Raw genomic sequence first — 24,731 nt, 5'->3', positions numbered from 1 at the left:
ACGGCAACGCGTGATCACGGACAGGTGTCGAGTTCCGACAGAATTCCGCTAATCGGCATAAAATACAGCCGGGTTGACACAGCCTTCGGAGGCGTGATTCGCAGAGGGTAACTAGATGTTGACCAGGCGGGCGATACCAAGGAGAGGTTCGATGACCACACCACTGCGATCCGGCCATGCTGCTCTCGTCGCGGTCACCCTGGCGGCAGCCGGTTACGTAACCATGCCCGCCCTAGCGCACGCCACCCCGTTCCCCCTGGACGGCCGACCGGCCGACGCCGCGAATCTGGTCGCGAACGCCGACTTCCACCACGGTATGAGCGGCTGGGGCACCCACGTATTCCACGCCGGAATCGGCGGCCACGGCGCGAACCTCTACGACAACGGGTACGTCGGCCAGGACGTCCCGGTGAACCAGGGCGCGAGTTACACCTTCTCCGTCCAGGCCGGGCCCAACGCCGGTGGATCGGTCATCGCTCTGGCCCTGGACTCACACAGCGGCGTCCAGTACGTCGCCCGGACGGTCAACGCGCCGACGACCGTCACCAGCACCTTCATCGCCCTGGGCCCCACGGTGTACATCGCCTGCCAGGCCTCCGGCCGTGGCGGCTGGTGCGACAACTTCAGCGTGGTCTCCGCGCCGAACGCCGGGTTGGGGTCATCGAACACCGGGTCGAACTGATCCACGCGTAGTCGCCTCGGCTCAGCCCGCCGTATCCGGTCGGTCGGTCAGCCCCAGGCGCAGGTGTTCGCTGTGATAGACGGCCTCGTCGAGTAGCTGCGCGACGTGATTGTCGTACAGGCTGTAGACGATGCTGCGCCCCGAGCGGGCACCGCTGACCAGGCCCAGATTGCGCAGCAGCCGCAGCTGATGTGAGACGGCGGACTGTTCCATCCCCACCGCCTCCGCGAGGGCGCCTACCTGCCGGGGGCCCTGGCGGAGTTCGGTGAGGATGAGCAGTCGGCTCGGCGTCGCGAGGGCCTGCAACGTGGTCGCGACGTGGGCGGCGGAGTCGGCGTCCAACCGCGCCACGGGCCGATCGCGGCCCTGAACCCCGTGTCCCATAACCGTGCAGTTTATCCCACCCACGGGATATACCCGTGGCCGTACATGAACACCTCTTCATATGTTCTGTTATTCTCAGGTCGCTCATCAGTCTCGCTCGACCGGAGGTCCGCCATGACCGCGTCTCTCGCGACCGTCCGCACCGTCGCACCCGGTCGTACCCGTCTGTTCGCGCTCACGGAAATGCGCTGGGCCGCCGCGGCATTGGCACTGTTCCTGGTCGGGCTGGCCGATCAGCTGGCGGACGGTCCCCGATGGTCGTGGTGGGCGCTGTATCTGGCGTGCTACCTGTGCGGCGGATGGGAACCGGGCCTGGCCGGACTACGCGCCCTGCGCGAGCGGACACTCGATGTGGATCTGCTGATGGTCGCCGCGGCGATCGGCGCTGCGGCGATCGGGCAGATCACCGATGGTGCGCTACTGATCGTCATCTTCGCGACCTCCGGCGCGCTCGAGGCCCTGGCCACCGCCCGCACGGAGGATTCGGTGCGCGGGCTGCTGGACTTGACCCCCGATACCGCGACCCTGATCACCCTCGACAAGGAACGGACCGTGGCGGCGATCGAGCTGCGGATCGGCGACCGAATCCTGGTGCGCCCGGGCGAGCGGATCGCCGCCGACGGGGTCGTCGAGTCCGGCGCGAGCGAGGTCGATCAGGCCACCATCACCGGCGAGCCGCTGCCGGTGGACAAATCCACCGGCGACGAGGTCTTCGCCGGAACCCTCAACGGCACCGGCGCGCTGCGAATCCGGGTGGACCGGCGGGCGCAGGATTCGGTGGTGGCCCGCATAGCCGGACTGGTCGCCGAGGCCGGGCGCACCAAGGCTCGCACACAGCTGTTCATCGAGAAGATCGAGCAGCGCTACTCCGTCGGCATGGTCGTCGCCACCGTGGCGCTGTTCGTCGTGCCACTGGTATTCGGTGAATCCCTGCGGATTTCGTTGTTGCGGGCGATGACGTTCATGATCGTCGCGTCGCCGTGCGCGGTCGTCCTGGCGACCATGCCTCCGCTGCTGGCCGCGATCGCCAACGCCGGACGGCACGGCGTCCTGGTGAAATCGGCGGTGGTCCTGGAACGGCTCGGCGAAATCAGCAAAATAGCGATCGACAAGACCGGAACGCTTACTCGCGGAACGCCCGCCGTGAGCGAGATCCACTGTCTCACCACTGATCTCACCGAGAGCGAACTTCTGCGCCTGGCCGCGGCGGCCGAACATCCCAGCGAGCACCCCTTGGGCGCGGCCATCGTGCGCGCGGCGCGTGAGCGCGGGCTGGCACTGCCGGAGGCACGGGAGTTCTCCGCGCAACCGGGCCGGGGAGTCACAGCCCGGGTCGACGGTCACATCCTCGAGATCGGCTCGCCCGCGGCCCTGGTGTCGGTGCGGAACCAGGCCGTCCGGCCACTGGCCGTGCTCGGCGTCTCGTCGGTGATCTGCCGCCCCGCAACAGAATTCCCCGCCACGCCGGTCGAACCGACCTTCGGCGATGCAGGAGCCCTTGCTCGCGATCTCGCCGACACGGTTGCCGCCGTTCAGAACAGCGGTCTGACCGCGGTCGTGGTGCTGTGCGATCACCGACCGGCAGGGGTACTGGCGATCGCCGATCTGCTGCGTCCCGAGGCCGCGACGGCCGTGGCCGCCCTGGCCGATTCGACCGGATCGGCGCCGGTGTTACTCACCGGCGACAACGCGGTGACCGCCACGGCCGTGGCCCGCCGAGTCGGCATCGCCGACGTGCGAGCCGGACTGCTGCCGCACGACAAAGTGGCCGCCGTGCGCGCACTGGCCGCCGACGGGGCCGCCGTCGCGATGGTCGGCGACGGCATCAACGACGCACCGGCCCTCGCCGCCGCCCACGCCGGAATCGCCATGGGCGCGGCGGGATCCGATCTCACCCTGCAGACCGCCGACGCGGTGGTCGTCCGTGAGGACCTCACCGCGATACCGGCGATCCTCGAGCTGTCCCGGCGCGCCCGCCGGGTCGTCACCGCGAATCTGGCGATCGCCGCGACTTTCATTGCGGCCCTGGTACTCTGGGATCTGATCGGCACACTTCCGCTGCCGCTGGGTGTCGCCGGGCACGAGGGATCCACCGTCATCGTCGGCCTCAACGGGCTGCGGCTGCTCCGCCGCGCCGCGTGGCCACGGATCACCTGATCCATGCGCTCCGGTACTTCGGCGGCGGGACTCAGCGGCCGAGCATGTTGAGCACCGCCACATGGCTGAACAGGACCGAGGTGCCGATCGGGTTGCCGCCGCCGGGGTAGACGGTTCCGCTGGGTGCGGCCATCGTGTTGCCCGCCGCGTACAGGCCCGGGATGGGGTCGCCGGACTCGGTGAGCACGCGGGCGGCGGTGTCGGTGCGCAGGCCGCCCTTGGTGCCCAGGTCCGAGATCCCGAATGCGGCGGCGTGGTACGGGGCTTTCGTCAGCGGCACGAGCGGTGAGGCGCCGCCTGTGAACATGCGGTCGTAGGCCTCGTCGCCGCGACCGAAGTCCTCGTCCTTGCCCCCGGCCGCCAGCTCGTTGTAGCGAGCCACCGTGGCGACCAGCGCGGCGGGCGGGACACCGATTTTCTCCGCGAGTTGCTCGAGCGTGCCGGCGGTGTGGCGTAGTCCGGCCGCCTCGTACTTCTCCGGCTCGACCATCGACACGTTGCTGGCCCCGACCGGCGGCACCGGGCCCTGGCTGTCGTCGTAGATCATCCAGTACGGCAATGTGGTTGCGCCGCTGTCGATCTGCTCGATGATCGAGCGGCCCAGCCGGTCGTAGGGTCCGGATTCGTTGACGAATCGCACGCCGTCCTGGTTCACGAACAGTCCCCCGGTGAACCACAGCGCGAACGCCGCGCGCCCGTCCGGGTGGATCATCCCGGGCGACCACCACGCCTGATCCATCAGGTCGGTATCCGCGCCGACCGCCAGCGCGGCCTCGAGCGCCTTACCCTGGTTTCCCCACGGCCCCATGGTGTCTCGCGCCACGCCCGGCACACCGTAGCGCTTGCGCAACTCGTCGTTGCCCTCGAAGCCGCCGGCGGCCAGCACCACGCCCCGGTGCGTGCGAATCGCGACACGCACGCCCTCGCGCTCCACGATCGCACCGGTCACCGCGCCGTCCTCGGTCACCAGCTGCACCAGTGTTGTGTTCAGGTGCACGGATGCGTTGGGGTACTGGGATATCGCCTTCAGGAACCGGCCGACGAGGGCGCGGCCGCCGATCAGCAGTGCGGGCGGTTCGGCGCCGAGCCGGTCGGTGTCCAGCGGGCCGCGGATCGCGGTACCCAGCTCACCCACCTCGGCGACGGGCAGCGGGGTCGGGATGATGTGACGTTTGCCGTCCAGTCTCGCCTTCGGCGCCGAGCCGAAATAGTCCGGCCAGGGGTAGACCTCGAAGGAGAAACTGTCGTCCTGCAGCAGGTATTCGATCACCTCTGCGCCGCGGCGGATATAGGTCTCCTGCAACTGCGCGGGCGTGCGGTCACCGACTACCGCGCGGTAATAGGTGAGCGCGTCCTCGAGGGTGTCGTCGACGCCCGCGCGGCGCAGCACCGGATTGCACGGGAACCACACGCCGCCGCCACCGGACAACGAGGTGGTGCCGCCGAATTTGTCGGTCGCCTCCGCGACCGCGACCCGCAGCCCCTCCCGCGCGGCCGTGTAGGCGCCGGACAGCCCACCGCCCGAGCCCACGACCAGCACATCGAGTTCTTCGTCCCAGATCACTGCCTACCACTTCCGCCGAACTACCTTTCCTCGACGGTAGGGCGCGAAGTGCGGCGCTGATCCCGAAGGTCCCGGTGATCGGAACCGGCTCATCGGCGGGACGGAACGCACCTCACCTCGGTGTGAGCCCGTCGCGCAGGATGCCGAGCAGCCTGCGGACCTGATCGTCGTCGGCCGCCGCGTGGCCGATTCCGTTGGCGGAGGCCAGCAGATCGGCGAGTGCCAGGTCGTCCCGCAGGACCCCGGCGTCCTGGGCGCGGCGCAGCAGGTTCGCCGCCGCGGTGTGCAGGGTGTCGTGCCACTGGCGGTACAGCTCGGATCGCTGCCCGGCGTCGTCATCGGAAATGGCCAGGGGCAGTTCGCGTTTCGTATTGATATGGGTGATGAACGCGTGCAGCCAGGTGAACAGCGCGTCCGCGGGCGAGGGATCCTCGAGCAACGATCGGCCGAGGTCGCCCAGCGCGGCGATCTCGTCGGCGTAGACGGCGATGACCAGGTCCCGGCGCGTGGGAAAGTGCCGGTACATCGTGGCGTTGCCGACGCCGGCGCGGCGGGCGATCTCGTCCAGGGGCGCGGCGACGCCGAGTTCGTCGAACACGTCCTTCGCCGCGGCCAGCACCAGTTCGTAGTTGCGGCGTGCGTCGGCGCGGCGCGGTCGTTCGGCCATACCACTCCCTTGCTAAGTGGGGATCTCCCCGGTTAGTCTATCTACAGCTAAACGGGGAGTTCCCCACTTATGAAAGAGGCTGTTCATGCTGGATATAACCACCGAGGATCGGCTCGCCATACACGAGGTGATCGCACTGCACGGACACGTGGCGGACGATCGCGCGTGGGATCGCTGGGGCGAGTTGTACACCGACGACCTGGTCTTCGATCTGGAGGACTTCGGCCAGGGAACCCTGCACGGGTTGCGGGCACTGCGCGAGCTGGCCACCGCCCAGCAGGACGATTCCGGACAACCGCTGGGCCACCACGTCACCAATATCGTCCTGACCGCCCGCGACGGTGACAAGGTGCGGGCGCGTTCGAAGGGTCTGGCGGTCATGGCGGACGGCGCGAGCGGGACCGTCGTCTACGAGGACACCCTCCGCCGGGAACCACGGGGCTGGCGCATCTGCCACCGAAAGATCCTGGGCCGCAAGGGGTAATCGCTATCGTTCACTGCCCGACGACGTTCAGATGCCCGGTGTCCTTCTTCGGCGCGGCGGCCGCGGCTCGGTCTCGTTCGAAGCTCAGCAGCAGGTCCGCCGCCACGCTGACCGCGATCGTCGCGGGCTCCTTGCCGGTGATCTCGGGGAGTCCGATGGGGGTGCGGATGCGGGCGATGGCCTCGGGGGTGTGGCCCCCCTCGGTCTCGAGGCGGCGGCGGAAGCGGGACCATTTGGCCGACGAGCCGATCAGGCCGATCGAGCCCACGTCGCCACCGCGCAGGGCCGCGTCGCACAGGGCAGCGTCCTCGGCATGGTCGTGGGTCATGATCAGCAGGTGTGTGCCGGGCGGGAGTTCGGCCAGGACCTGTTCGGGCAGTAGCGGCACGTGGTGGACGTGCACCCGGGCCACCGGCTCGGACAGCACGCGCAGGCGTTCGGCGGTGAGCACGTCGGGGCGGGTGTCGATCAGGTGCAGGTCCAGGTCGTGGCGGGCCAGGATGCGCGCGAGTTCCAGTCCGACGTGGCCCACCCCGAAGATCGCGACCGCGGGCACCACGGGCAGCGGTTCCAGCAGCACCGCGATCGTGCCGCCGCAGCACTGCACGCCGTGCCGGTTCACGACCTTGTCGTTGAGCGCGAAGTCCATCAGCTCCGGCTGCGGGTCGGGCGCGGCGAGCAGTTCGCGCGCCCGATCGATCGCGACGGCCTCCACGTTGCCGCCGCCGATCGAACCCCAGGTCTCATGCTGCCCTACAACGAGTTTCGCACCCGGTCGGCGTGGTGCATGGCCGCGCACGGTCACGACGGTCACCAGCACACCGGGCTCACGGCGAGACCGTAACCGCGTGACCGCGTCCACCCACGTCATCGCACACCTGCCGGGTTGTTCGCGGCGGCGCTGTCGTCGCTCACCGAGCTGTCGTCGGCCGCACCGACGACAGTACTGCCGTTACCGCGTACAGCATTGTCACCGTCCGCATCACGGCTCCCCTGCGGGGCACTGCCATCCGCCCCATCGCCGTGTGCACCAGCGGAATCCGCGCCGTTACTCGCGCGAGCGCCACCCTTCGGACCATCAGCGTGTGCGGCAGCGACATCCGAATCGTCCTGACTGTGCCGCGCCCGCTCGATCGCCCAATACACCGCCTCCGGAGTCGCCGGCGCCCCGAGTTCCACACTCACCCCGCCCGGCCCGAACGCCGCGGCCGCCGCCCGCAACGCCTCGCGCACCGAGAACGCCAGCATCAGCGGGGGTTCGCCGACCGCCTTGGAGCCGTAGACCGCGCCCTCCTCGGTGGCGTTGGTCAGCAGCTCGACGTTGAACACCTCGGGCATCTCCGAAAAGCTCGGCAGCTTATAGGTACTCGCGGCCTGGGTCAGCAACCGGCCGCGGCCCGGACCGTCGCCGGTATCCCAGCGCATGTCCTCCAGCGTCAACCAGCCCGCGCCCTGGACGAATCCGCCCTCGATCTGGCCGATATCGATCAGCGGCGAGAGGCTGTCTCCGACGTCGTGCACGATGTCAACGCGGCGGATGCGGTACGCCCCGGTGAAGCCGTCCACCTCGACCTCGCTGGCCGCCGCGCCGTAGGCGAAGTACTTGAACGGCGAACCCTGCATATTCTTCGCGTCCCAGTGCAGCCCCTCGGTCCGGTAGAACCCGGCCGCGGACAACTGAACTCGCTGCATATAGGCGGCTCGCACGAGATCGTCCCACTCGACGCCCTCGGACCGGCCCAGCGCTCGAGCCACCCCGTCGATGATCCGCACGTCCGCGGCGCCACAACCGAGTTGGGTCGCGGCGACCTGTACCAGCCGCTCGCGCAGCTGCTCGCAGGCGTTCTTGATCGCCGCGCCGTTCAGATCCGCGCCCGAACTCGCCGCCGTGGCAGAGGTATTGGGCACCTTGTCGGTCCGCGTGGGCGCCAGGCGCACCTTGTCCAGTCCGATGCCCAGACTGGTCGCGGCCACCTGCAGCATCTTGGTGTGCAGGCCCTGCCCCATCTCGGTGCCGCCGTGATTGATCAGGACCGAACCGTCCTTGTAGATCAGCACCAGCGCACCACCCTGATTGAAGGCGGTGAGGTTGAACGAGATCCCGAATTTGACCCCGGTCACCGCCAGACCTCGTTTGGTATGCGGGTGCGCGGCGTTGAAGGTCTCGATCTCCCGGCGGCGTTGCGGCACATCGGCTTTCTCGTGGACCCTGTCCCAGATGACCCGTATCCGTTCGGGATTTCGCACCGGTTGCCCGTACGGGGTGAACTGTCCGGCGGTGTAGAAGTTGCGGCGGCGCAGTTCGCCCGGATCCAGCCCGAGCAGCGGGGCGCAGCGCCCCAGCAGATCCTCCATGACCAGCATGCCCTGCGGACCGCCGAAGCCGCGGAAGGCGGTGTTCGAGGTCTTGTTGGTCTTGGCGATGCGACCGATGAAGCGCGCGTTGGGAATCCAGTAGATGTTGTCGACATGACACAGCGCGCGGGCCAGCACCGGCTCGGACAGATCCAGGCTCCAGCCGCCGTCGGCGGTGAGCGTGGTCTCGAGCGCCTGTACGCGGCCGTGCGCGTCGAAGCCGACCCGCCAGCTCGCATGGAATCCGTGCCGTTTACCGGACATGGTCAGATCCTGAGTCCGATTCAGGCGCAGCCGAACCGGCCGACCGGTCAGGCTCGCACCGAGCGCGGCGATGGCCGCGAATCCGTGCGGCTGCATCTCCTTACCGCCGAAACCACCGCCCATGCGCAGACATTGGACGGTCACCTCGTGGTTGTGCAAGCCGAGCACGTGCGCGACGATCTCCTGGGTCTCCGAGGGATGCTGCGTACTGCTCTGCACGAAAACCTGTCCGGCCTCGTCGATCTGGGCGAGCGCCGCATGCGTTTCGAGGTAGAAGTGCTCCTGATCGGAGAACTGGAACTCGCCGGTGAACACGTGCGCCGACTCCGCGAATCCGGCCTCCACATCACCGCAGCTCACCTGCGGCTGCGCACCCTGAAAATGCTGCGCCGCAATCGCGTCCGCGATCGTGATGAGCGCGGGCAGCGGCTCGACGTCGACCTCGACGGCCGCCGCGCCCAGACGCGCGGCCTCCAGGGTCTCCCCCAGCACCCAGCACACCGCATGCCCGTGGAACATGACCTCCTCGGTCGGGAACAGCGGCTCGTCGTGCTTGACCCCGGCATCGTTGACACCGGGCACATCCGCCGCGGTCAGAACCCGGGCCACACCGGGCACCGCCAGCGCGGGCGAGGTGCGCAGCGCCAGGATGCGCGCGTGCGCGTGCATGACCTGAACCGGATACGCGTGCAGCACATCCTTGGTGCGATGCACCAGATCGTCGGTGTAGAGCGCGGCGCCGGTGACATGCAGGGCGGCGCTCTCGTGCGGGACGGGCACACCCACCGACGGGCTTTCGGGACGATCGGACAGCGCGCTCATCGGGGCACCCCCTCAGCGGTCCGGGCGAAAAGCTTGCGCAGGCTCTGCCCGAGCATCGCGCTGCGATAGCGCGCGCTGGCGCGGTGATCGTCCATCGGAGTTCCCTGCGCGGCAAGGATTTCCGCTGCCGCATCGACGGTGTCCGAAGTCCAGGCCCGGCCCACGAGCGCGGCTTCGACGTCGTACGCGCGGATCGGGGTCGCGGCGACGCCGCCCAGGCCGATCCGCGCCGACCGCACCATCCCGTTCTCGACGTCGAGCGCGAAAGCGACCGCGACGCTGGAGATATCGTCGAAGCGCCGCTTGGCGATCTTGTGGAACCCGGCGAACGGGGACAGCGGCCGGGGAATCCGCACGGCACGGATCAGCTCGTCCGGACGCCGCACGCTGCGCCGGTACCCGGTGAAGTATTCCGCCAGGTCGACCTCGCGCTCGCCGTCGGCGTCGGCCAGGACGACCGACGCGCCGAGCGCGAGCAGCACCGGCGGGCTGTCGCCGATCGGCGAACCGGTCCCCAGATTGCCGCCCAGGGTCGCGGTATTGCGGATCAGCCGGGAGGCGAACTGCGGGAACAGCTCGGCCAGCAGCGGCACGCGGCCGTCCAGCCGGCGTTCGATCTCGGTGAGCGTCAGGGCCGCGCCGAGTTCGATCCGGTCCGGTTCCACGCGCAGATCGCGCAGCTCGGGCAGGCGCTCGATCGCGACAACATAGTCGGCGCGGCGGCCGCGGATGTTCACCTCCACACCCCAGTCGGTGCATCCGGCGGCCACCACGGCGTCGGGGTGCTCGCGGAGCAGTTCCAGCGCCCGTGCCAGGGTCGGGGGCCGGAGGAAGGCACGGCCGTCACGTTCCAGGACGGTCGGCACGGTCTCGGGTGGCGCCTGGTCGCGGCGGTGCGCGAACGGATCGTCCGCGTCCGGGGTACCCACCGCGAAGGCCGCGTCGCGAATCGGGCGGTATCCCGTGCAACGGCACAGGTTGCCGCTCAGCGCGTGCAGGTCGAAGCCGTTGTGACCGTGTTCCGGATCGACGGGGTGCGTCGGGCCGTTGGCGGTGAGATCATCCCCCGCGTGGACTGATCCGTTGGCAGCCGCCACGTCCGCGGGGGACCGGTCCGCCCGGTAGTACTCGGCCGCCATGCTGCACACGAAGCCGGGCGTGCAGTATCCGCACTGCGATCCCCCGCGCACCGCCATCTCCCGCTGCACCGGATGCAATGCCTTCGGGGTGCCCAATCCCTCGGCGGTGACGACCTCCTGGCCATCCAGCGCCGCGACCGGCATCAGGCACGCGTTGACCGCCACCCATTCGGTGCGGCTGTGTTCGGCTACCCCGCCGGCTCGCCCTCCTCGGGGGATCCCGGGACGGGCCACCAGAACCGAACACGCGCCGCATTCTCCCTCGGCACAACCCTCTTTACTCGCGGTGAACCCCCAATGCCGCAGAAAATCGAGCAGCGTCGTGGTCGGCGCGGCCGGAGATATTGGCATGGACTCACCGTTGACCGTGATTCGCGGCACTACCATGGCAGGCCTTTCGACAAAATCCATTTTAGGCTGCTTTCTACATCGTGACGCGAATCAGCGCGCTACCGCGATACGTCGAATATGGCGAGAGAAAATCGCGATCGAGCCTGGCGATCAGCAGCCGTGCGCGACGCGCCCGGGAATCCACACCTCACTGTGGGCGAGACGGCGCAGGTCATGGTCTGCGGCCATGGCGATCGCCTCCTGTCTCCGGTATTCGCGCGTCGATGGCCTCAAAATCTAGTCGTGCCGGGACGATAGGGTCAAGATGATACGACGGTCCCGCCCCGCCTTCTGGATGATCCTCCAAACCGCGTCGCTCATGCGAACCCCCCTCCCGGATTATCGTACAAATCCACACGACGGGGGTGTTACGTGTTGTAAACATATCGTTGCGGCACAGCCGGGCGTCGTCTCGCGGCATTTACGCTGCCAGAAAATGCCATCTTTCGGGTCGGAGCTCCGGTTCGCTGTCGGCCGTTATATCTGCTTGCCCAGGAGGCTTGCCATGCAATTGCGCTTCTCGCGCCCCTCCCGCAATCCCGGCGACGGCGTGCCGTCGCCACGGCACCCCGTCGACGAGGTACCGCCACCGACCCGAATGGCATTGCTCGGCCTGCAACATCTGGCGATCATGTATGCCGGTGCGATCGCCGTGCCGCTGCTGGTCGGCGGTGCGCTGAAATTACCCCAGCACACCATCGGTGTTCTGGTCAACGCCGATCTGCTGGTGTCGGGCATCGTCACGCTCATCCAGTCCGTGGGCATCGGCAAGATCATCGGCGTGCGCCTGCCGGTGGTCGCCGGTGCGACGTTCACCTGTGTCTCACCGATGATCCTGATCGCCCAGCAGTTCGGCGGCGGTGAGGCCGGACTGCCGACGGTCTACGGCGCGGTGCTGGTGTCCGGCGTGTTCGGCCTGGTAATCGCGCGATTCTTCGCGATGGTGGTGCGGTTCTTCCCGCCGCTGGTGTCGGGCTGTGTGATCTGTGTGATCGGGTTGTCGCTGATCGGCGCGGACGCCGGGCTCATCGCCGGGAACGATCCGAAGTCGGCCGACTACGGCCAGGTTTCGCATATCGCGCTGGCGGGTCTGGTGATGCTGCTGATCGTGCTGCTGCACAAGTTCGGCCGGGGCCTGGTGAGCCAGATCGCCGTGCTGCTCAGCATCGTGATCGGCACCCTCGTCGCCATACCGATGGGGCTGGTCGACCTGTCCGGGATGGGCAAGGTGGGCTGGTTCGGCGTCTCGCATCCGTTCACCTTCGGCGCGCCCCAATTCCATATCGCCGCGATCATCTCCATGTGCGTGGTGATGCTGGTGACCTTCACCGAGTCCACCGCGGACATCGTCGCGGTGTCCGAGATGGTCGACAAGCCACTGGCGCCGGGCGATCTGGCGCGCGGCCTGGCCGCCGACGGCCTGTCCGGAGTCCTGGCCGGATTCATGAACTCCTTCCCCGACACCGCGTTCGCCGAGAACGTCGGCCTGGTCGGCCTGACCGGCGTACGCAGCCGATGGGTGGTCGCCACCTGCGGCGGCTTCCTGGTCGTACTGGGCCTGATCCCCAAGGTCGGCAGCCTCGTAGCGGCGCTGCCCGGCCCGGTGGTGGGCGGCGCGGCGACGGTGATGTTCGCGATGGTGACCGCGGTAGGCCTGCGGGTGCTGCACAAGGTGCAGTTCGAGGGGACGCACAACATGCTGATCATCGCGGTGACCCTGTCGGTGGCGCTGCTGCCCTCGGTCGCCCCGACGTTCTACGCCAAGTTCCCCAGCGACTTCCAGATGATCGCCAGCAGCCCCATCACCTCGGCGGTGATCGTGGTGTTTCTGCTGAACCTGCTGTTCAACCACTGGCGTGTCGGCAATCGGCCGGAGGTCCCGGCGGGCACCCACTGAACCACGTGAGTTCCGGTGCGTGACGGCCGCAGCGGAATCGACGGCCCGGCGAATGCTTTCGCCGGGCCGTTCACGTGTCCGGACCGCAGAACTGCTTCCGATCTCACAGAGCTCAACGCTTCACATAGACGCCGAGTTGTAGTTGCGTGGATGGGAGTGCGGTGCGGTAGCTGACTCGGCTCGGCGTCGCACCGCGGCACGACGATTTCAGGAGCAGCGAGATGACCTACCGCCCCGACATCCACCGATCGGACACCTTGATCTCGGTCGAGGAGTTGCGCGATCGTCTCGCGCTCGGGCATCCGCTGACGATCCTGGACGTGCGCTGGCGGCTGGACCGGCCCGACGGCCGCACCGAATACCAGCTCGGGCATATTCCCGGCGCCGCCTATGTCGACCTCGAGACCGAACTGTCGGATCACTCGGTGAGCGGGCACGGACGCCATCCGCTACCGGACGGCGCCGATCTTCAGGCCGCCGCCCGGCGCTGGGGTGTACGCAACGACGTACCGGTCATCGTGTACGACAACTGGAACCGGGCCGGTTCGGCGCGCGCGTGGTGGGTGCTGCGCGCCGCGGGAATCCCGGAGGTGCGCATACTCGACGGCGGGCTCGCGGCGTGGAGCGCGGCCGGCCGTGAACTGGCCACGGGCACAGAGCATCCCGACCCCGGCAATGTCGAGCTGGCCTACACCGATCTCTACCACGGCGCGCTACCCACGCTGACGGTCACCGAGGCGGCCGCCCTGCCCGAGACGGGGGTTCTCATCGATGCCCGTGCCCCGGAACGTTTCCGGGGCGAGGTCGAGCCCGTCGATCCGGTGGGCGGGCACATTCCCGGAGCGCGCAACGTGCCCAACGGATCACTGCTGGACGAGCGTGGATTCTTCCGCCCCGCAGACGAACTCGAGGCGCGGTTCGCCGCCGTCGACGCGCATCGGGCGCCGGCGGTCGGCGTGTACTGCGGATCGGGCGTGACCGCCGCCGTCGATCTCGCCGCGCTGGCGGTTCTCGGCATCGACGCGGCCCTGTTCCCGGGGTCCTGGTCGCAGTGGAGCGGCGATCCCGACCGTGCGGTGGCGGTGGGTTCCGCCGCACCGCACGGAGAGTGACCGAACGGGATTACGCGGTCTGCTCGTCGGTGTACCTGATCCGGGTTTCACCGGCGCGCACCGCGGTGTCGAGCCGGTTCGAAGCCGGGGGCAACGGGCACAGATAGTGCTCGGTGAAGGCACTGGGCGGCAGATACGCGCGGTTGAAGTCGAGTTCGACCCGGGCCTGTTCGTCCGGCGCCGCGACGGTCAGGAAACGGTAGCGCTGGGTCTCGACGCCGACCGTGGTGTCGGAGAACGTGATCGCGATGCTGCCGTCGGCGGCCGAAACGCCCCACAGCCGCACCTCGCGCCCCTCGATGCGCACCCGTAGCCGGATCCCGGTGTTATCGCTGACGAAACCGTCGACATGCTCGAGTTTCAGTGGCCGCGTTCCGGTTTCGACCACACCGGTAAGTATCCAGGCGGGATCCGGATCGAAGGTATCGATGCCGATGAGCCCCCGGCGGGTGGCGGCCTGCGGATCCAGGACGCGCAGGGCCACCCGTCCGGGCCGCGCGATCGCCGTCACGGTCCGGGCCTCGAGCGTGACCCGCTCGCCTGGTCCGAGGTCGATACCGAGATCCGGGCTGACGACGCGCCCGTCTCGGGCGATCCACGTGCCGGACGCTCCCGGGATCCGCCGGGCGGTGTCGTCGAGGAAGTGAGTGCCGGTCGCCGCGGCCAGGCCGTCCACGGCGGTGGCGGCTGCGGTGCGTTCGGCGTGCCAGCCTTGCCAATCGGCCAGCCAGGTATCGGTCAATGTGGTCACGGGATTCCTCTTTCTCGAGTGGACGGTCAACTGCGGCGGGCCAGCGCCCGCCGTCCGGGTATCGCGGCGAGCAGCCGCTGGGTGTATTCGCTGCGCGGATTGTCGAACACCTCTGCGGCCGAACCGGATTCGACGACCTCGCCCGCGTCGAACACCGACACCGTGTGCGCGATCTGCGCCACCACAGCCAGATCGTGCGAGACGAACAGATACGCCAGACCCAGCCGCTGCTGTAGTTCGCCCAGCAGCGTGAGGATCTGCTCCTTCACCGATACGTCCAGCGCCGAGACCGGTTCGTCCAGCAGCACCAGCTCCGGGGACAGGGCCAGCGCGCGGGCGATGGCGACCCGCTGGCGCTGTCCGCCGGACAGCTCGGCCGGCAGCCGGTCGGCGAAGGTTCGCGGCAGCGCCACCTGGTCCAGCAGTTCGGCCGCCCGGGCACGCCGCTGGGCACGGTCGCCGACTCGAAACGACACCAGCGGCTCGATGATGCTCTCGCGCACCGAGTATCGAGGGTCGAGGGCGGCGAACGGATTCTGGTGCACGAGTTGGAAGCGCCGTCGCAGCGGACGCAGCCGCCGCCGGTTCATCGCGGTGATGTCGGCGCCGTCGAATCGCACGACGCCCGACGTCGGCTGGATCAGCCCCATCGCGATGCGCAGCGCCGTGGACTTACCGGACCCGGATTCGCCGACCACACCGTGCGTCTGGCCGTACATCACGCGAAACGATATGTCCCGCAGCGCCACCACGGGCTCACGCCCCGCGCCCCGGGGCTGGCGATAGTGCTTGCGGACCGCGTCCAGTTCGAGGATCGGGTCGGCGGGCGCGGTGACCGCGACCGGCACGCGCGAGCGCCCGAACACCGGGGCCGCGGTGATCAGCCGCCGCGTGTAAGCGTTCTCCGAGTCGGTGAGAATCTCTGTGGGCGAGCCGGATTCGACGATCCGCCCGGACCGCATCACCACGATCCGATCGGCGCGATCGGCCGCGACGGCCAGGTCGTGAGTGATGATCAGCAGTGACGTGCCGCTGTCGCGCACGAGCGATTCGAGGTGGTCCAGAATGCGGGCCTGCACCGTGACGTCCAGGGCGCTGGTGGGTTCGTCGGCGATGATCAGATCCGGATGCCCGGCCAGGGCGATGGCGATGAGCACGCGCTGGCGCTGACCGCCGGACAGTTCGTGGGGATAGCGATGCACGCGGTGTCGCGCATCGTCCAGCCCGGCCTTGTTCAGGAAGTCCAGAACCTCCGCCCGCACCCCGGCGCCGCGCACTCCGCGCAGCTTCACCGCCTCGGCGACCTGAGCGCCGATCCGCTGGGTGGGGTTGAGTCCCACCATCGGATCCTGCGGTATCAGCGCGACGGTCCGGCCGCGCAGTGCGCGCACCTGCCGTTCGGTGGTGGACTTCGCGGTGATGTCGATGCCGGCCACGGTCACGGACCCGCCGGTGACCCGGCAGTTGTCCGGCAACAGGCCGATGAGCGCGTGGGCGGTGGTGGACTTCCCGGACCCGGATTCGCCTACCAGGGCGACGATCTCACCGGAGCGCACCTGGAGCGACAGCTCGCGTACGGCGGGCGTCACCACGCCGCCGCGAAGGTACCCGGCGTCGAGACGATCGATGTCGGCGATCACCTCGTCCGTGCGCACGGGGGCGCTCTGTCCCCGGTCTGTCGGTGCCGTCATCGCCGCACCTCCTGCAAGGTCTTGGCAATGTGGTTGAGCGACAACACCGTCACCACCATCACCGCTCCGGGCAGCAGCGACACCCACGGAGCGGTCAACAGATAGTCGCGCCCGGAGGCCACCAGCGAACCCCATTCGGCCCGCGGCGGAGCTGCTCCGAAACCCAGAAAGCTCAGTGCCGCAACGGTGATGATGGCCGTACCGAAGTCCAGGACCGACAGCGACAGCACCGGCCCCCACGAGTTGGGTAGCACGTGGCGCAGCACTATCCGCAGCCACGAGGCGCCGCCCACCCGCGCCGCCTCCACATACGGCAGCGTTTTCACCCGCAGCACCTCCGCGCGGGTGGTCCGGGCGAATCCCGGAATCGTCCCCACACCGACCGCGAACGCCACCGGTATCGTCCCGAAGCCGAGCGCCGTCACGATCGCCAGCGCCAGCAGTAGTCCGGGAATCGCCAGTTGCACATCCACCGCGCGCATGAGCACGGCGTCGATCGGGCCACCGAAGAATCCGGCGGCCAGACCCAGCACCAGCCCGACGACGAGCGCGATCCCGACCGCGATGAGCGCCGCCTTGACGGTGAGGTCCGCACCGTAGACCGTGCGCGCCCACAGGTCGCGGCCCAGATTGTCGGTGCCGAACAGGTGACCGATGCCGGGCGGGCGCAGCAGTCGATCCGGTGCGGTGGAATACGGGTCGACGGAGGTGAGCGCCCGCGGCGCGAACGCGGCGACGATCACCCCGGCCACCACGAGGACCGCCAGCACGAATCCCGGTCGGCGGGCCAAGCGCCGCAGCCGCGAGCGCGGATGGGCCGAGGCGGGCTCCTCGACCTCCACGCGGGCGGGTTCGACCGCGGTGGTGACAGCAGATACCATCTCAAGCCTCCTTGGCGGCAGCCACGTGCGTGATGCGAGGATCCAGCAGCGCATACAGCAGATCGACGACGAGGTTCACCACGACGAATCCAGCCGCGCCGATCACGACGATCGCCTGTACAACCGGAATGTCCTTGTCCAGCACCGATTCCTGGGCCAGCTGGCCGATGCCCTCACGGCTGAATACGGTCTCCACGACGATCGAGCTGGTCACCGTCAGCCCGACCAGCACGCCGAGGATGGTCAGCGCGGGCAGGGCGGCGTTGCGGAAGGCGTGCCGCAGCTGAACCGCGCTGCGCGACAGACCCTTTGCCCGGGCAGTCACGATATACGGCTCGCGCAACGTCTCGGAAAAGCTGCGCCCGAGCACCTGCGCCAGCTGGGAGGCGGGCGGCAGGGCCATCGTGATCACCGGCAGCACAAGATATTTCCATCCCCCGGTGCCGCCGGAGGGCAGCCAGCCCAGCCGGAACGAGAAGTACTGGATCAGCACCAGCGCCACCAGGAACGACGGCACCGCGACACCGACGGCGGGCGCCCGGTCCAGCACCACCTGCACCCACCGCACTCGTACGAAGGCGGCCAGATATGCCAGGGCGGTGCCGATCAGCACCGCGAGCAGACCCGCGACCGCGCTGAGGATCAGCGTTCCGCCGATGCGGTCGGCGATGAGCTGGCTCACCGGAACCTGTTTGGCGATCGAGGTTCCGAAATCACCGTGCAGCGCGCCGGCGAGGGAGGAGAAGTACTGGTCGAGTATCGGACGGCCCAGACCGTACTCGGCCTTCGCCGCCGCGAGTTGGTGCGGCGTCAGCGAATCGGGTTCCAGGCCCGCGGCGCTGAGCTGGATCGACACCGGATCGCTGGGCAGCAGGTACAGAATCATGAACGAGACGGTGAACGCCGCCCACAGCACGACCGCCGCCTGCGCGATCCTCCCGGCCAGATAGCGAATCATCGTGTCTTCCAGACGTTGTGCAGGTCCAGCAGGCTTTCGGAGGTGAATCGGAAGCCGTCGACCCGGTTGCGGATTCCGGCGAATTGCAGACGTTCGAACAGCGGGAAGGTGATCCCGTCATCGATGAGGGCGCCCTGCAGCCGGGCGTAGATCTGCTGCCGCTGTCCGACGTCGCTGGTCTGCACCGCCTGGGTGAACATGTCGGCGATCTGCGCCGCGACCTCGGGATGCTGCGAATTGCGAGCCAGGGCCTTGGAGTTGGCGAGCGCCTGCACCAGGATGAACTGCAACGATCCCGGGTCGGCGCGAGTGAAGTAGTCCTCGATGAGGTCGTAATGGCCGGAGGCCAGATCGGCGGACCGTTCGGCCGCGGTCACCGTCTCCAGCCGCAACTCCACGCCGACCTTGCGCAACTCGTCCTGCAGCAGTTCCCCGCCGATGCTCCCCGTGTCCACCAGCAGTGTCAGCGTCAGATTCCTGCCGCCCTTGGTGCGGTACTGCTCGCCGGGCGCCCGCCGCCAGCCCGCCGCGTCGAGTATGCGGTCCGCTTGCTGCGGGTCGTACCGCAGCTTTGCCGTCTGCGGTGTGTAGTACGGAGTGGTGTTGTCGAAGGCTCCGGCGACGACCGGATAATCGGCGCCGTATGTCGTCGCGGCCATGGCTCGTATATCGATGGCACTGAACAATGCCTGCCGAACCTGATCGTCGGCGAGCGGATGCCCCTGGGACACATTGGGGTAGAGCGCATACGAGACGCCCGGCAAGGATCGCGAGCGCAGGTAGGCCCCGGAGCGAGTGACGAGTTCGCGGTCCTGGACGGTGAACGGGTTACGGGGCCAGTCGATGTCGATCTGCCCGCTGGTGAGGTCGCCGGTGCGCACACTGTCCTCGGCGACATACCGGGCATGCACCTTGGCCAGATAGGCGTCACCACGGTTGGTGTCCAGTGGTGACCCCCACCGGTATCCGGCCCGACGGCTCAGGCTCACCCCGACCTCCGGAACATAACTGTCCAGCCTGAACGCACCCGAGCCGACGATGTGGCCCAGGCAGCGCTGCTGCGGCGAATTCCGGAACGACGCGGGTGAGAGCAGCGCCAGGTTGGTGGTCGAAGTCGCTTGCAGGAACGACGAATTCGGCCGGCCGAAATGGAACCGGACAGTCATCGGGTCGAGCACCTCGGTCGATGCCAGCCCCTGGATGTAGCTGGCGCCGAAGACCGTCCCCCCGCTCGAACGGGTGAGATCCAGGAAATTGTCGAAGTTCGTCTTCACCGCGGCCGCGTCGAGCGGCGCGCCGTCGGCGAAGGTAACCCCTTGTCGCAGTTCAAAGGTGTAGTCCAGCCCATCGGGGCTGACCTGCCAGCCCGTCGCCAACCATGGCACGATCGCCCCGGTAGCCGGATCCTGATCGGTCAGCGAATCGGCGAAATTGCGGATCAGCGTGCGGCTTTCGAGCCAGTAGGTCTGAAACGGGTCAACGCAGGTGAATGCCGCGTTGTCCGGAAAATACGCGAGTTCGAGCGTGCCGCCGCTCACCGGCGTCCTGCCCGCCCCCGAGGGTCCGCTCGGCTGCGCCGGACCACTGCCGCATGCGCTCGCCACCAGGGCGACAACGGCGATGGCCGCTGTTACGCCGTATCTTCGGATGCGGCGCAGGCTGGGAGGTCTACGGGAGGGAGTCGACATCGGGACGGAACTTCCTCTATGCCTGACCGAGACCGACAGCCCCGGCGACTGATAGGGACAAGGGACGAACGCGCACACTCGAGTCGGACCCGATATCGTGCGCCGGGCGCCGCGTCATCTCGAACCCTCCTGCGGCACGCTCAGTGCCGCCCGTCCAGCAGCCACCAGCGCCGTATCCTCCTGGGGCGGATGCACACGCACGCACAGCACATCGCGCAGGTGCCGCTCGAGCGGACGGTGTCGGGTGAGCGCGGCATTGCCCAGCGCACCGACAGCCGTCTGTACGGCGGCGATCACCGATCGCGCGATTTGCGTCTTCACCAGTGAAAGCCCCGGCACCACACCGGGTTCCTGCGCCTCGAGGCGATGCAGCGTGCCGTACAGCAGCGTCTCGGCCTGCACGATCTGCGCCTCGATCTCCCCGGCTACCGCCTGGATGCGCTCGGTCTCGGCGATCGGCTTCCCCAGGGCCGTCGGCACCCGGGACCGGGCGAAGTCGGCGAAAGCGGTACGGGCCGCCCGCGCCACACCGACATAGAGCGCGGCGTGCCCGAACGAGGTGGGTGAGGAGGCCGAGGCCGGATCGCGGTACACCCCGTCCCGCAGCGGGATCTCCAGGAAGTTCTCCAGCGGCACAACGACATCGGTGTACGCGACATCGTGAGTGTTGGAGGCGCGCAGCCCGAGGTGGTCCCAGGTCTCGTGCCAGGCGATGCCCGCGGTCTCGGCCGGGACGACCAAGTGGCCGACTCGCGCCGGAACCTCGTCGGTGACGACCCACACGAGGTGGTAGGCCAGCGCCCGGCCGCCGGTGGCGAAGGTCTTGCGGCCGTTGAGGATCCAACCCTGCGCGGTACGCCGCGCCACTGTCGCGGGAAGCCCGCCGCGCGCGGGAGCGCCCAATTCGGGTTCGGCGCGAATCACATTCAGCAGCGTCGGAGCCTCGGCCGAGCGGCGCACCGCGGCGGCGTAGAGCTGCTCGGGCCACAGACCCGCGATCGCCTGAGCCTGATGTGCGGCCAGGGTGTTGGCGGCGATGAGCGCCACCGACGGATCCCCCTCACCCAGTGCCACAAGGACTCGCACCACCTCGGCCTGCGGCAGGCCGGGGCCGCCGTGGCGCGGTGCGACCGTGGCGGTCAGGTAGCCGCCCCGGTGCGCGGCCGCGATACCGGCCTCCGGGATCGCGCCGGATCGGTCGTATTCCGCCGCGGTGGCGGCGATCTCGGCAGTGAGGGCGGCGAGCGCCGCCGGGGAGACATCCGGAACGGTCAGCACTCGGCCGTCGGCCACGGCGGTCATGGCCGGCCCACCCCGGCCAATGCGCCCGGGTGGTCCGCCTGCAATCGGCCACGCTGCCCGGTCGCCCTGCGGTGGGCCAATTCCTGACGGACCAGCGGCAGAACGTAACGCCCGTAGTCGATCGCGTCGTTGAGCGTGTCGTATCCGCGGATCGACACCAGGCTCGCACCCAGATCGATGTAATCCACGATCGCGGCGGCCACCGTCTCCGGGGTGCCGACCAGGGCGGTCGAGGCGCCCTGCCCGTTGGTGGCCGCGGCCGTGCGGGTCCACAGGGCGCGGTCGTAAATCTCCTGGCGGCGTGCGAATTCCAGCGACCGCTGCGAGCCGACGTTCTGCGGCGCGTTCTTGTCTCGCCTGCGGTGCGATCCGGCCTGGAAGGTCTGCGTGATCCGCTCGACATAGGTGTGGGCCTTGGCCCAGGCCAGTTCGTCGGTGCGGTCGATGATCGGGCGGAAGGTGACCCAGATGCGGGGCCGGTCGAGGCGGCCCGAGGCGGCGGCGATCGCGTCGATCCGCTCGATCTGGCTCTTGATGTCGGCCAGCGGCTCACCCCAGAACGAGAAGATGTCGGCCGTGGTCCCGCCGATGTCGAACGCGGCGTCGGACTGCCCACCGATGGAGATCGGGATCGGCGCGGCGTACGGCGGGAACCCGGGACCGAATCCGTCGAACCGATAGTGGGCGCCCTCGTGCGAGAACGGTTCGGTCTCGGTCCACGAGCGGCGCAGGATCTCGATGAATTCGGCGGTGCGCGCGTATCTTTCGCTCTTGGGCAGGTAGTCGCCCTGCCGGGCCTGCTCGGCATCGCTGCCGCCGGAGATCAGGTGCACCACCGCGCGGCCCTCGGTCAGCTGGTCCAGGGTGGCCAGCTGCTGGGCGGCGACGGTCGGGAATACGGTGTTGGGCCGCACCGCCACGATCGGCTTGATCCGCTCGGACAGCTGACCGACGGCCGAGGCGAGCACGAACGAGTCCGGGGTGTTCGACCCGTATGGCAGCAACGTCAGATCGAAGCCGCCGTCCTCGAGCGCCCGCACATACCGGCGCACGTACGCGAGGTCGATGCCCCGACCGGAGACCGGCGCCAATTCGGTCGACGCGTTGGTGTGGGTGAGGCTGATGAACTCGACATCGCCGGAGGCGGTCGCGGGCAGCTCCGCTAGGACGGGATCGGCGGTCATGAAACGGTTCCTCTCGGCGGCGAATCCGCGGAATTACGTACTGCGTCATGGTAGGGACGACCTCCGCGCCGAAACCATATTTGTACGCGTCGAATTCAATTCGAATGACCGATGGCGACCGATAGGAGAAATACCACGGGCATTGAGATCTCACCGATTCAAATACTGGAAATACCGTCGAATCTGCGATGTGATCCGCAGGAACAGTCGTGTCTGGTGAGGTGGTCGGAAATATGGCGGATCCGCTGGATTTAACACATCTGCGCACATTGGTGGCCATCTGCGAGACAGGCGGGTTCCGCCGGGCGGCCGACGCCCTGCACCTGAGCCAGCCGACCGTCAGTCAGCACATCCGCCTGCTGGAACGGCGGCTGAAACGATCGTTGATGGAAAAGGACGGTCGCGGTTCGCGATTCACCGCGGACGGGGAGCGGCTGGTGGTGGAGGCCCGGCGCCTGCTGGCGGTGCACGATGAGGTGCTCGCGCGTTTCGCGCCGTCGGATATGCAGCGCATCACCATCGGATCGACCGAGCACGCCGCCGACGGCCTGCTGCCGGACCTGCTCACCGTGCTGCGGTCGGCGTATCCGGATGTGTCCCTGCACTTCCGCATCGATCGCTCCACCACCCTGGCCGAATCGGTGGAGCGGGGCGCCCTGGATCTGGCGGTCGTACTCGGCGGCAACGCCGACCCCGCCGGCGTCGAGGTCGGCGAGCTGACCCTGCGGTGGGTCGCGGCGGCAGGCCGGCAGCTACCACCCACCCCAGGCCCGATCTCCCTGGTGGCCTTCGAGGAACCGTGCGGGCTGCGCCGGCGCGCGGTCGCCCGGCTCACCGAACTCGGTCACGAGGTGTCGGTCACCGCCGAGTCCGGCAGCCTCGACGGCGTACTCGCCGCCACCAAGGCGGGACTGGGAATCGCTTTGCTGCCCTTCCACATCGGCGTGCCCGATGGAGTCACCGAGGTGCACGAGCTGCCCGCGATGGGGACGATCGATGTACGCCTGGTCGCGCGCCGAGGTCTCGGCGCCGATATCGAGGCGACCGCCGCCGACGTCGTCACCGCGCACTACCGGACCGTCAACGGCCGGCGCTTACGCGGCGTCGCCTAGCACCACGAGTCGCGTCATCCCGGAGAGCGGGTGTCCCCCTTCGGCATGCCTTGCAGCCTGGGCCGAGCACATCGCGATGACTGGATTCGCCGGGGTCAGTAGGCCTTTCCCGGATTGAACAAGCCAGCCGGGTCCAGGGCATTCCGAATCGCTCGCTGCACCGCCAGCGCTTCGGGCGGTTGCTCGCGTTCGAGCCAGCGCCGTTTCAGCACGCCGACACCGTGCTCCCCGGTGATCGTCCCACCCAGTTCCAATGCGGTGGCGAAGATTTCGTCGGCGGCGTCGGCCGCGCGCACCGCCGCGGCCTCATCCCCGTCGGGGATCACGATGATCGGATGCAGATTGCCGTCCCCCGCGTGACCGAAGGTGTAGATGCGACTGGCGTGCCGAGTCGCGATCTCGGAGACGCGCCGCACGGCCGCCGCGATCGCCGAACGGGGCACCGCCACATCCTCGATGAGCACCCGGCCGTGGCGCTCCAGCGCCGGTAGCGCCGCACGCCGCACCGCGAGCAGCCGCTCGGCCGCCGCCGGGTCGTCGCCGATCTGGATGCGAGAGGTGAACTGCCGGAATGCATCCGCGACGAGCTGCGCCTCGGCCCGGGCGCCGAACCCGTCGGTCTGCGCGACCACGAACGCACCGGCCGACTCCGCGCGCATCCCGAGCAGATCCTGAGCCTCACGCAGCGACGGCTCGTCGAGCAGTTCCAGCATCGCCGGGCGCACCCGCGCGGCCGACACCGCCGCCGTCGCCGCGGCGGCCTGTTCCACATCGTCGAAATACGCCGCGACGGTGATGGTTTCCACCGGCAGCGGCTGCAGCCGGACGGTCGCGTCCACGATCACCCCGAGCGTGCCCTCCGATCCGGTGAACAGGCTCGTCAGATCCAGTCCCGCAACCCCTTTCGCCGTCCGTCGTCCGGTCCGCAGCAGGCTGCCATCGGCCAGAACGACACTCAGGCCCAGCACCGCGTCTCCGGTCACGCCATACTTCACGCAGCGCAGACCGCCCGCATTCGTGGCGATATTCCCGCCGATAGTGGAGATCGCCGTACTGGCCGGGTCAGGGGTATAGCGCAGTCCGTGCCGCCCGGCCTCACCATCCAGCACCGCCGCACTCACCCCCGCCTCGACCACCGCCAGCTCATCGACCGGCGAGATCTCCACGATGCGATCCAGCCGCGAAACATCCAGCACCACCGTGCCTTCCCCAGCACACGCCCCACCGGCTGTCTCTTATACACATCT

General features: G+C 68.6%; 20 protein-coding genes and 1 pseudogene. 6 read left to right on the top strand and 15 right to left on the bottom strand.

The genetic code is table 11. The annotated features are described in order from the left end of the window. The first annotated feature begins 151 nt into the window (after window positions 1–151). The gene (locus JZ791_RS27400) at window positions 152–682 is read left to right on the top strand and encodes a hypothetical protein (protein WP_216898126.1); all 531 of its coding nucleotides are present in this window, start codon (window positions 152–154) and stop codon (window positions 680–682) included. A gap of 21 nt (window positions 683–703) precedes the next feature. On the opposite strand, the gene JZ791_RS27395 is transcribed toward JZ791_RS27400, so the two are convergent. Continuing rightward, window positions 704–1,066, bottom strand: coding sequence for an ArsR/SmtB family transcription factor (locus JZ791_RS27395; RefSeq protein WP_216898124.1), 363 nt, complete (start codon window positions 1,064–1,066; stop codon window positions 704–706). Window positions 1,067–1,180: 114 nt separating this feature from the next. Between JZ791_RS27395 and JZ791_RS27390 the strand changes: the two genes are divergently transcribed. Then, the gene (locus JZ791_RS27390) at window positions 1,181–3,223 is read left to right on the top strand and encodes a heavy metal translocating P-type ATPase (RefSeq protein ID WP_216898122.1); all 2,043 of its coding nucleotides are present in this window, start codon (window positions 1,181–1,183) and stop codon (window positions 3,221–3,223) included. Window positions 3,224–3,254: 31 nt separating this feature from the next. On the opposite strand, the gene JZ791_RS27385 is transcribed toward JZ791_RS27390, so the two are convergent. Then, the gene (locus JZ791_RS27385) at window positions 3,255–4,787 is read right to left on the bottom strand and encodes an FAD-binding protein (protein WP_216898120.1); all 1,533 of its coding nucleotides are present in this window, start codon (window positions 4,785–4,787) and stop codon (window positions 3,255–3,257) included. Window positions 4,788–4,899: 112 nt separating this feature from the next. Beyond that, window positions 4,900–5,454, bottom strand: coding sequence for a TetR/AcrR family transcriptional regulator (locus JZ791_RS27380; protein WP_216898119.1), 555 nt, complete (start codon window positions 5,452–5,454; stop codon window positions 4,900–4,902). A gap of 85 nt (window positions 5,455–5,539) precedes the next feature. Here JZ791_RS27380 and JZ791_RS27375 point away from each other — a divergent pair, with 85 nt between their 5' ends. Then, the gene (locus JZ791_RS27375; RefSeq protein ID WP_216898117.1) at window positions 5,540–5,938 is read left to right on the top strand and encodes a nuclear transport factor 2 family protein; all 399 of its coding nucleotides are present in this window, start codon (window positions 5,540–5,542) and stop codon (window positions 5,936–5,938) included. Window positions 5,939–5,948: 10 nt separating this feature from the next. Here the strand turns inward: JZ791_RS27375 and xdhC are convergent, their stop codons facing one another. Genes xdhC through JZ791_RS27360 form a run of 3 tightly spaced genes read right to left on the bottom strand, consistent with a single transcriptional unit; the run spans window position 5,949 to window position 10,905 of the window. Then, on the bottom strand, window positions 5,949–6,809 hold the full coding sequence (gene xdhC / locus JZ791_RS27370) for a xanthine dehydrogenase accessory protein XdhC (protein WP_216898116.1): 861 nt from the start codon (window positions 6,807–6,809) through the stop codon (window positions 5,949–5,951). Further along, entirely contained in the window at window positions 6,806–9,379 is a 2,574-nt protein-coding gene (gene xdhB / locus JZ791_RS27365; RefSeq protein ID WP_254206393.1) for a xanthine dehydrogenase molybdopterin binding subunit, read from the bottom strand. The genes xdhC and xdhB overlap by 4 nt, the downstream gene beginning before the upstream one ends. Continuing rightward, window positions 9,376–10,905 carry a xanthine dehydrogenase small subunit gene (locus JZ791_RS27360; RefSeq protein WP_216898150.1) on the bottom strand — a complete coding sequence of 510 codons (1,530 nt, stop codon included), beginning with the start codon at window positions 10,903–10,905 and terminating at the stop codon, window positions 9,376–9,378. The genes xdhB and JZ791_RS27360 overlap by 4 nt, the downstream gene beginning before the upstream one ends. 508 nt (window positions 10,906–11,413) lie before the next feature. On the opposite strand from JZ791_RS27360, the gene JZ791_RS27355 reads away from it, so the two are divergent. After that, window positions 11,414–12,805, top strand: coding sequence for a nucleobase:cation symporter-2 family protein (locus tag JZ791_RS27355; RefSeq protein WP_216898114.1), 1,392 nt, complete (start codon window positions 11,414–11,416; stop codon window positions 12,803–12,805). A gap of 221 nt (window positions 12,806–13,026) precedes the next feature. Continuing rightward, the gene (locus JZ791_RS27350) at window positions 13,027–13,917 is read left to right on the top strand and encodes a sulfurtransferase (RefSeq protein ID WP_216898112.1); all 891 of its coding nucleotides are present in this window, start codon (window positions 13,027–13,029) and stop codon (window positions 13,915–13,917) included. 10 nt (window positions 13,918–13,927) lie between these two features. On the opposite strand, the gene JZ791_RS27345 is transcribed toward JZ791_RS27350, so the two are convergent. The 7 genes from JZ791_RS27345 to JZ791_RS27315 form a co-directional block, all read right to left on the bottom strand. Next, on the bottom strand, window positions 13,928–14,668 hold the full coding sequence (locus tag JZ791_RS27345; protein ID WP_216898111.1) for a DUF1684 domain-containing protein: 741 nt from the start codon (window positions 14,666–14,668) through the stop codon (window positions 13,928–13,930). 26 nt (window positions 14,669–14,694) lie between these two features. Continuing rightward, window positions 14,695–16,359: a dipeptide ABC transporter ATP-binding protein gene (locus JZ791_RS27340; RefSeq protein ID WP_216898110.1), complete on the bottom strand. Its 1,665-nt coding sequence runs from the start codon at window positions 16,357–16,359 to the stop codon at window positions 14,695–14,697. After that, window positions 16,356–17,240, bottom strand: coding sequence for an ABC transporter permease (locus tag JZ791_RS27335; protein WP_216898109.1), 885 nt, complete (start codon window positions 17,238–17,240; stop codon window positions 16,356–16,358). Before JZ791_RS27335 ends, JZ791_RS27340 begins: the two co-directional genes overlap by 4 nt. A 1-nt stretch (window position 17,241) precedes the next feature. Next, window positions 17,242–18,198 carry an ABC transporter permease gene (locus tag JZ791_RS27330; RefSeq protein ID WP_216898108.1) on the bottom strand — a complete coding sequence of 319 codons (957 nt, stop codon included), beginning with the start codon at window positions 18,196–18,198 and terminating at the stop codon, window positions 17,242–17,244. Continuing rightward, on the bottom strand, window positions 18,195–19,886 hold the full coding sequence (locus JZ791_RS27325) for an ABC transporter substrate-binding protein (RefSeq protein ID WP_216898107.1): 1,692 nt from the start codon (window positions 19,884–19,886) through the stop codon (window positions 18,195–18,197). Before JZ791_RS27325 ends, JZ791_RS27330 begins: the two co-directional genes overlap by 4 nt. A 114-nt stretch (window positions 19,887–20,000) precedes the next feature. After that, window positions 20,001–21,188: an acyl-CoA dehydrogenase family protein gene (locus JZ791_RS27320; protein ID WP_216898106.1), complete on the bottom strand. Its 1,188-nt coding sequence runs from the start codon at window positions 21,186–21,188 to the stop codon at window positions 20,001–20,003. Then, window positions 21,185–22,372: an LLM class flavin-dependent oxidoreductase gene (locus tag JZ791_RS27315; RefSeq protein ID WP_216898105.1), complete on the bottom strand. Its 1,188-nt coding sequence runs from the start codon at window positions 22,370–22,372 to the stop codon at window positions 21,185–21,187. The genes JZ791_RS27320 and JZ791_RS27315 overlap by 4 nt, the downstream gene beginning before the upstream one ends. Before the next feature lie 209 nt (window positions 22,373–22,581). Between JZ791_RS27315 and JZ791_RS27310 the strand changes: the two genes are divergently transcribed. Next, on the top strand, window positions 22,582–23,484 hold the full coding sequence (locus JZ791_RS27310) for a LysR family transcriptional regulator (RefSeq protein ID WP_308163120.1): 903 nt from the start codon (window positions 22,582–22,584) through the stop codon (window positions 23,482–23,484). A 95-nt stretch (window positions 23,485–23,579) separates the two neighbouring features. Here the strand turns inward: JZ791_RS27310 and JZ791_RS27305 are convergent, their stop codons facing one another. Together JZ791_RS27305 and JZ791_RS46135 are read right to left on the bottom strand one after the other, a co-directional pair. Continuing rightward, window positions 23,580–24,359, bottom strand: coding sequence for an FAD-binding oxidoreductase (locus JZ791_RS27305; RefSeq protein ID WP_368858344.1), 780 nt, complete (start codon window positions 24,357–24,359; stop codon window positions 23,580–23,582). Window positions 24,360–24,413: 54 nt separating this feature from the next. After that, window positions 24,414–24,698, bottom strand: a pseudogene (locus JZ791_RS46135) (FAD-binding oxidoreductase); the annotation flags it as partial. Between the last annotated feature and the right edge of the window lie 33 nt (window positions 24,699–24,731).

The organism is Nocardia alni (assembly GCF_019038435.1).
GTDB lineage: Bacteria > Actinomycetota > Actinomycetes > Mycobacteriales > Mycobacteriaceae > Nocardia > Nocardia alni.
Note: the sequence above shows the minus strand (reverse complement) of the source record. Positions and strands in the feature narration are given on the sequence as shown.